Below are 6,000 nucleotides of genomic sequence, written 5' to 3' on the forward strand. Positions count from 1 at the left end.
GCGGGGCGGCGTGGGAATTCTGTCCGGATTCCAGCCGTTGTTTCCTTCGGACGGGTCGCTACGTGAGCATCGGTTTCGATGCCCCTTCCGGCCCGCCCACCGTCCCGCGACCGACTCATCGCAAAGGGAGCACACGCATGGCAACCCGTGCCGTCGCCCGCCGTCAGGAAAGCAGCAGCGGTTCTGACGGGGCCCGCAGCGTTCGCGCCGTAGGCGGGGAGATCGCCGACCGCGACCTGGTCGGCATGTACCTCGACGAGATCGCGCGTACGCCACTGCTCGACGCCGCCAAGGAGGTGGAGCTGTCCCAGACCATCGAGGCGGGCGTCTACGCCCAGCAGATCCTGGACGGCGAGGTCACCGACGGCAATGCCGCAGGTGCCGGCCGTGAGGAGCTCGGTGCGCTGGTGGAGGAGAGTGCGAAGGCCAAGGACATTTTCATCCGTTCCAACCTCCGCCTGGTGGTCGCGGTCGCCCGTCGCTACCCGCGTGCCGGGCTGCCCCTGCTGGACCTGATCCAGGAGGGCAACGCCGGTCTGGTGCGTGCCGTGGAGAAGTTCGACTACGCCAAGGGCTTCAAGTTCTCGACGTATGCGACGTGGTGGATCCGCCAGGCCATCACCCGCTCCATCGCCGACCAGTCGCGCACGATCCGGCTGCCCGTGCACCTCGTCGAGGAGCTGGGCCGGATCCGCCGGGTGCAGCGCGAGTTCAACCGCGAGAACGGCCGTGACCCGGAGCCGGCGGAGGTCGCCGGTGAGCTGGGCTCCACGCCCGCCCGCGTCACCGATGTACTCGACTGGGCGCGCGACCCGGTCAGCCTCAACATGTCGGTGGATGACGACGGCGACACCCAGTTCGGTGATCTGCTGGAGGACACCTCCGCGGCCTCCCCCGAGCAGTCCGTGCTCACGCTGCTGCGCAGCGAGGAGCTGGAGGATCTGATCGACCGCCTCGACCACCGCACCGCCTCGATCATCAAGGCGCGGTACGGCATAGAGGACGGCCGTGAGCGCACGCTGACCGAGGTCGGCAAGCAGCACGGTCTGACCCGTGAGCGGATCCGGCAGATCGAGAAGCATGCCCTGCTGGAGCTGAAGCGGATGGCGCGTGACACAGGATTCGACGCCGCCGCATAAAGGGTGCGCGCTCTTGTGCGTGCCGATATTCACGGCGAGACCTGCCAGAGCCGTAAGAGCAGCAATGCCTGTCAGAGGTGTTGGAGATGTCGGAGCTGTGAGGCGGCCTGACAGTGCTGCCAGGCCTGCCAGAGCTGCCAGACCTGACAGAGCTGCAAGGCGTGTGCCTGCAGAGGACGAGCCCCGGTGCCCTTCGTGGCATCGGGGCTCTGTTGTGTCCGCCCCCGGGCGCGCCGCCGCACCCATGGACAAGGACGCCGACGCAGGCGACGGCTTCGCCACCCGCCTGCGCACATGGCTGGTGACCGGCGTCAGTTGTGCAAAAGGGGCTGACCGACTGGCTGTCCGGTCTCACCGGCACCAACGCGATCATCCTGGGCGTGATCCTCGGCCTGATGATGTGCTTCGACCTGGGCGGCCCCATGGCACGCAAGAGCACATCACGTGTGTCTATAGCGCTAGCAAGATCGGTCGGATGCCCTTGGTGGCGGGCCGCGAAGGGTGCACAGCGTGCTATGGCCTATAGCTCACAGTGACGGTAAGGTGCTGGACCGGACTCGCAGACCGACGAGTTCCGGAAGGAACCAGGGGGACACGATGAAGCACAAGTTCGCACTGTCACTTGGTGCAGCCCTTCTCAGTACGGCATCGGTAGGGCTCGTCTCGGCCACGCCAGCTGCTGCCGATGATCATTACGGCCAGGTCACATGCTGGGACTCCAGGGTTACGTATACGACGTGGCATGCGCGGTGCCGTGTCCCGTACGGCCACGCTCGGGCCATTGGTCATTGCGGGAACGGAAAGCGATACGGCAGGTGGGTGGGGCGTGGTACCTATACGTTCAGCATGCACTGCCCCCGGAGCTGGATCGGGATGGTGGACGTGCAAACCACGAGGCGTTGACGGCCTGTGCCGATCGTCTCGCACCCGTGAGACGTCGCATCGATTTGCCGGAATGAACCAGCCGCGAAGGCCCCCACCTGGTGAGGTGGGGGCCTTCGCTCTGCCGTGGGCCCAGAATGTGCTCTGCGGTCGCAGGGCCGCTGAACAAGGTCGCCTACGCCCTCGCGGTCGGCGGCCTCGCCAACCCCAACGAGGGGACCGAGCAACCCGAGTAGCCCGAGCAGCCCGAGGCCTCCACCGGACACCCGGTGGAGGCCTCGGTACGCCCGCCCGCCCCTCCACCCGGCTGCCGGACGGGTTCTGGCGGGACGGGGAGGGAAGTTACTCGTGTGTTAGCGGATCTTTAGCAGCCACGACGAGAGTCCTGGGTGTCACGCCGAAGGGCACCAGGTACCAGGCGCCACTCACCAGGCACCAGGCACCGGGCGTCACTCACCAGCTCGGGGGAATCCTCATGCCGCTCGTCACCACCATCCTGCGCAGCGGTCGACGTCTCGCCGTCGCCTCCCTCATCGCTGCCTCGGCGCTCTCGCTGACCGCTTGCCGGAACGGGGACGACAAGGCGTCGGCCGCGCCCTCCGCCGCGAGCAGCCAGGCCGCGAGCAGCCAGGCCGCGAACGGCGGCTCGAATGCGGGGCATGCCACGTCCGGTGGCTCCGGGGCCGCCACGGGGAAGGGCCCGTCGCACCCGAGCACGACCGGAGGAGAGGCTTCCGCGACGGGCGGCTCCGGTGGACAGGGCGGTTCCCCCGCCGGCCGTAAAGGCGTCAGCGGCACCTGGGCCGGCAGGCTGAACTGGCTCACCGAGGACAAGCTCACGGTCGCCCCGGAGAGCGGAGCGGAGCAGGCGTTCCACGTCCGCGACAGCACCAAGGTGCTCGGTGCGGCAGCGCTCTGCGAGGCCCCCGACGGCCGCGTCCACACGGACGCCGCCGACTACGGCACCACCCCGTGCACCCTCGACGACCTGCGCAAGGCGGCCAGGAGGGGCAACATCGACGTCCGGGTGACCGTGACGGGCGGCGCTGCCACGAAGATCGCTGAGCGCTACCACCCGTAAGCCCCCGCCGGGGACCACCCAAGACCGGTCCAGCGGCCGTCGGAGCATCCGGCGGTCGCTGAAGCGCCCGGGGCCCGCTGCCCGGTTTCCCGGGGAGTCCGCCGCTCAGATTCCCAGCCGGGCCGCGATGCCGTCGAGGACGCTGTCGAGGCCGGTTTCAAAGCGCCACAGCGGGTCGTCCTTGTGGGTGGCCTCCAGGAGATAGCGGTGGTAGGTGGGGTAGCGCCCGGTGCTGATCAGGTAGCGCATCTGCGGGGCGAGGGCGAGCCGCAGATCGTCGTTGCCGTCCCAGCCCTGCTCCCGCATCAGGAAATACTGGGCGCACTCCGCCGAAACCGCTCCGTGAGCATAGGAGTTGACGGTCCCGAGCACGGCCATCATCGCGTCGATGTCGAGTCCGAGCCCGTCCAGGGAGGCGAGCGCGCGCTCGGCCGCGGCCATCCGGTGGGGGGTGAGCGCGCGCAACGACTGCGGTGAGGAGATCTGGATGAGCCAGGGGTGGCGCAGCACGATCTCCCGGGAGCGCAGCGCGTTGGCGCGCATGACGTCGCGCCAGTTCTCGACGTCGTCAGGGAGTGTGAGGTCCGCGCAGACCGCGTCCGTCATCAGGTCCAGGACGTCGGCCTTGCCGGAGACATAGCGGTAGGCCGCCATGGGGGCGACGCTCAGCTCGGTGGCCAGGCGCCGCATGGTGACGGCGTCGATGCCGTCGGTGTCGGCGATGCGCACGGCGGCCGCGGCGATCTTCTGCGGGGTCAGGGTGGCCCGCGGTGCGGGCGCCGGGCGGTCCAGGCGCTCCCAGAGGGAGACCGCCGCCGGGTCCGGCGTGTCCGTGGACGACCCGGACGGCAACGGCTGCCCGTCCTCGGCTGCGCCGGACTTCTTGCCGGTCATGGCGCTCACTTCCTTCCCGGATCCTGCCGAAGCATCGCGTACAACGTATCAGTAGTAGACGCTGTACACGCCGATGTGTACGTTGTATCTGGTCGATACGCAGTACACATGAGGGGGGCGGCAATGGCGGTCAACGGCACGACGGAAGCGGCCGGCCGGTCGGCAGGGGCGAACCGGGCCGAGGGAGCCGGAAAGGCCGGAGGCGCGGCCGAGGGGGCGCCGAGCGAGGAACGCCCACCGAGGTCCTTGTACTTAGGGGTGTTCGGGCTGCTGCTCGGGATGTTCCTGGCGATGATGGACGGTCTGATCGTGGGCACGGCACTGCCCACGATCGTGGGGGAGCTCGGCGGGCTGGACCAGCTGTCGTGGGTGGTGACGGCCTATCTGCTCACCACCGCCGTGGCGACACCGATCTGGGGGAAGGCGGGCGATCTCTACGGCCGCAAGGGCACGTTCATGGCCGCGATCGGGCTCTTTCTGGCCGGGTCGATGCTGTCCGGGCTGGCACAGGACATGGGACAGCTCATCGCCTTCCGGGCCCTGCAGGGGCTGGGTGCGGGCGGGTTGATGGTCGGGGCGCTGTCGGTCATCGGGGTGCTGGTGCCGCCGCGGCAGAGCGGCCGGATGCAGTCGATGATCGGTGCCATGATGCCGGTCGCGTTCATCGGCGGGCCGCTGCTGGGCGGTTTTCTCACGGACCAGCTGAGCTGGCGGTGGGCGTTCTACGTCAATGTGCCGATCGGGGTGGTGTCGCTGGTGATCGTCGGGGGCTGGATCCGGCTGGGCCGCACGGAGCGGAGCACGGCGCGGATCGACTACCCGGGTGTGGTGCTGCTGTCCGGCACGATCCTTGCGCTGACCCTGCTGGCCAGTTGGGGTGGCGTCCGGTACGGGTGGGGGTCACCGCAGATCCTCGGGCTGGCGGCCGTGAGCGTCGTGGCGCTGGTCTGGTTCGTACGGGTCGAGCGGCGGGCCGTGGAGCCGGTCATCCCGCCCCGGCTGTTCCGCAGCCGCAACTTCACCCTGGCGCAGATTCTGAGCTTTCTCATCGGTGCGGTGATGCTCGGGGTGACCAGCTATCTGCCGCAGTACATGCAGTTCGTGCAGGGCCTGTCGCCGACGGCCGGCGGTCTGCTGTTGCTGCCGCTGATGTTCGGGATGCTGGGCGTGCAGCTCGGCACCGGGGCGTTGATCAGCCGTAACGGCCGCTATCGGATCTACCCGATCCTGGGGGGCGGGGTGCTGACCGTGGGCGTACTGGTCCTGCTGCTGCTCGGCATGAAGACCGCGACGGCCCTGGCCTCCGGGCTCACGGTCGTCGCGGGGATGGGCATCGGGTTCGTCATGCAGAGCACCATGCTGATCACCATGAACAGCGCGGAGCCCCGTGACATGGGCGCCGCCAGTGGCACCGTGACGCTGCTGCGTACGGTCGGCGGCTCGCTCGGTGTCGCCCTGCTGGGTGCCGTCTTCACCGGTCGGCTGCACAGCGGGCTCGCCGACCGGCTGGGGGAGGGCGCCGCGGGCCGGCTGACGGCACGGGCCGGGCAGTTGACGCCGCAGGTGCTGGACGGGCTCGCCGCACCGGTGCGGGACGCCTACCGGGCGGCGGTCACCAGCGGGCTGCACGGCGTCCTGATCGGCGCCGCGGTGCTGGCCGTGCTCGGCTTCGCGGCCGCCTGGTTCGTACGGGAGACTCCACTGCGGAGCACGGTGGATCCGGACGGCCCGCATCCGCACGGTCCGGCGCATCCGCACGGTCCGGCGCATCCGCGCAGTCCGGTGAAACAGCGCCCCTGAGGCTGCCCGCCCCCTACGAACAAAGCGGTGGCCGGCCCCACCCGGGACCGGCCACCGAATGTGCGCAGCTGCTGTGCGGGCGCTGTCCGTCAGACCGCGCTGCCCGCCTTCCAGTCGGACCAGGACAGGTTCCAGCCGTTGAGGCCGTTGTCGGGCTTGACGGTCTGGTCGTGCGAGTTCTTCACGATGACGACATCGCCGACC

General features: G+C 69.3%; 4 protein-coding genes. 3 read left to right on the plus strand and 1 reads right to left on the minus strand.

Going from position 1 to position 6,000, the window contains the following annotated elements; translation table 11 throughout:
- Positions 1-137: 137 nt before the first annotated feature.
- Both ACF088_RS37215 and ACF088_RS37220 read left to right on the plus strand, forming a co-directional pair.
- Positions 138-1,139, plus strand: coding sequence for an RNA polymerase sigma factor RpoD/SigA (locus tag ACF088_RS37215; protein WP_392380373.1), 1,002 nt, complete (start codon positions 138-140; stop codon positions 1,137-1,139).
- A 1,357-nt stretch (positions 1,140-2,496) separates the two neighbouring features.
- Positions 2,497-3,102 (plus strand): hypothetical protein, encoded by a 606-nt coding sequence (locus ACF088_RS37220; protein WP_392380374.1) that lies wholly within the window; start codon positions 2,497-2,499, stop codon positions 3,100-3,102.
- A gap of 105 nt (positions 3,103-3,207) precedes the next feature.
- On the opposite strand, the gene ACF088_RS37225 is transcribed toward ACF088_RS37220, so the two are convergent.
- The gene (locus ACF088_RS37225) at positions 3,208-3,996 is read right to left on the minus strand and encodes a TetR/AcrR family transcriptional regulator C-terminal domain-containing protein (protein ID WP_392380375.1); all 789 of its coding nucleotides are present in this window, start codon (positions 3,994-3,996) and stop codon (positions 3,208-3,210) included.
- 108 nt (positions 3,997-4,104) lie between these two features.
- Here ACF088_RS37225 and ACF088_RS37230 point away from each other — a divergent pair, with 108 nt between their 5' ends.
- Positions 4,105-5,796 (plus strand): MDR family MFS transporter, encoded by a 1,692-nt coding sequence (locus ACF088_RS37230; protein ID WP_392380376.1) that lies wholly within the window; start codon positions 4,105-4,107, stop codon positions 5,794-5,796.
- Positions 5,797-6,000 lie beyond the last annotated feature (204 nt).

The sequence above is a fragment of the Streptomyces sp. NPDC015125 genome (assembly GCF_043080045.1).
Classification (GTDB): Bacteria; Actinomycetota; Actinomycetes; order Streptomycetales; family Streptomycetaceae; genus Streptomyces.

Excerpts from the sequence above, each read along its gene's own strand:
- ACF088_RS37215 (WP_392380373.1), top strand. The coding sequence starts at position 138 with ATGGCAACCCGTGCCGTCGCCCGCCGTCAGGAAAGCAGCAGCGGTTCT.
- ACF088_RS37220 (WP_392380374.1), top strand. The coding sequence starts at position 2,497 with ATGCCGCTCGTCACCACCATCCTGCGCAGCGGTCGACGTCTCGCCGTC.
- ACF088_RS37225 (WP_392380375.1), bottom strand. The coding sequence starts at position 3,996 with ATGACCGGCAAGAAGTCCGGCGCAGCCGAGGACGGGCAGCCGTTGCCG.
- ACF088_RS37230 (WP_392380376.1), top strand. The coding sequence starts at position 4,105 with ATGAGGGGGGCGGCAATGGCGGTCAACGGCACGACGGAAGCGGCCGGC.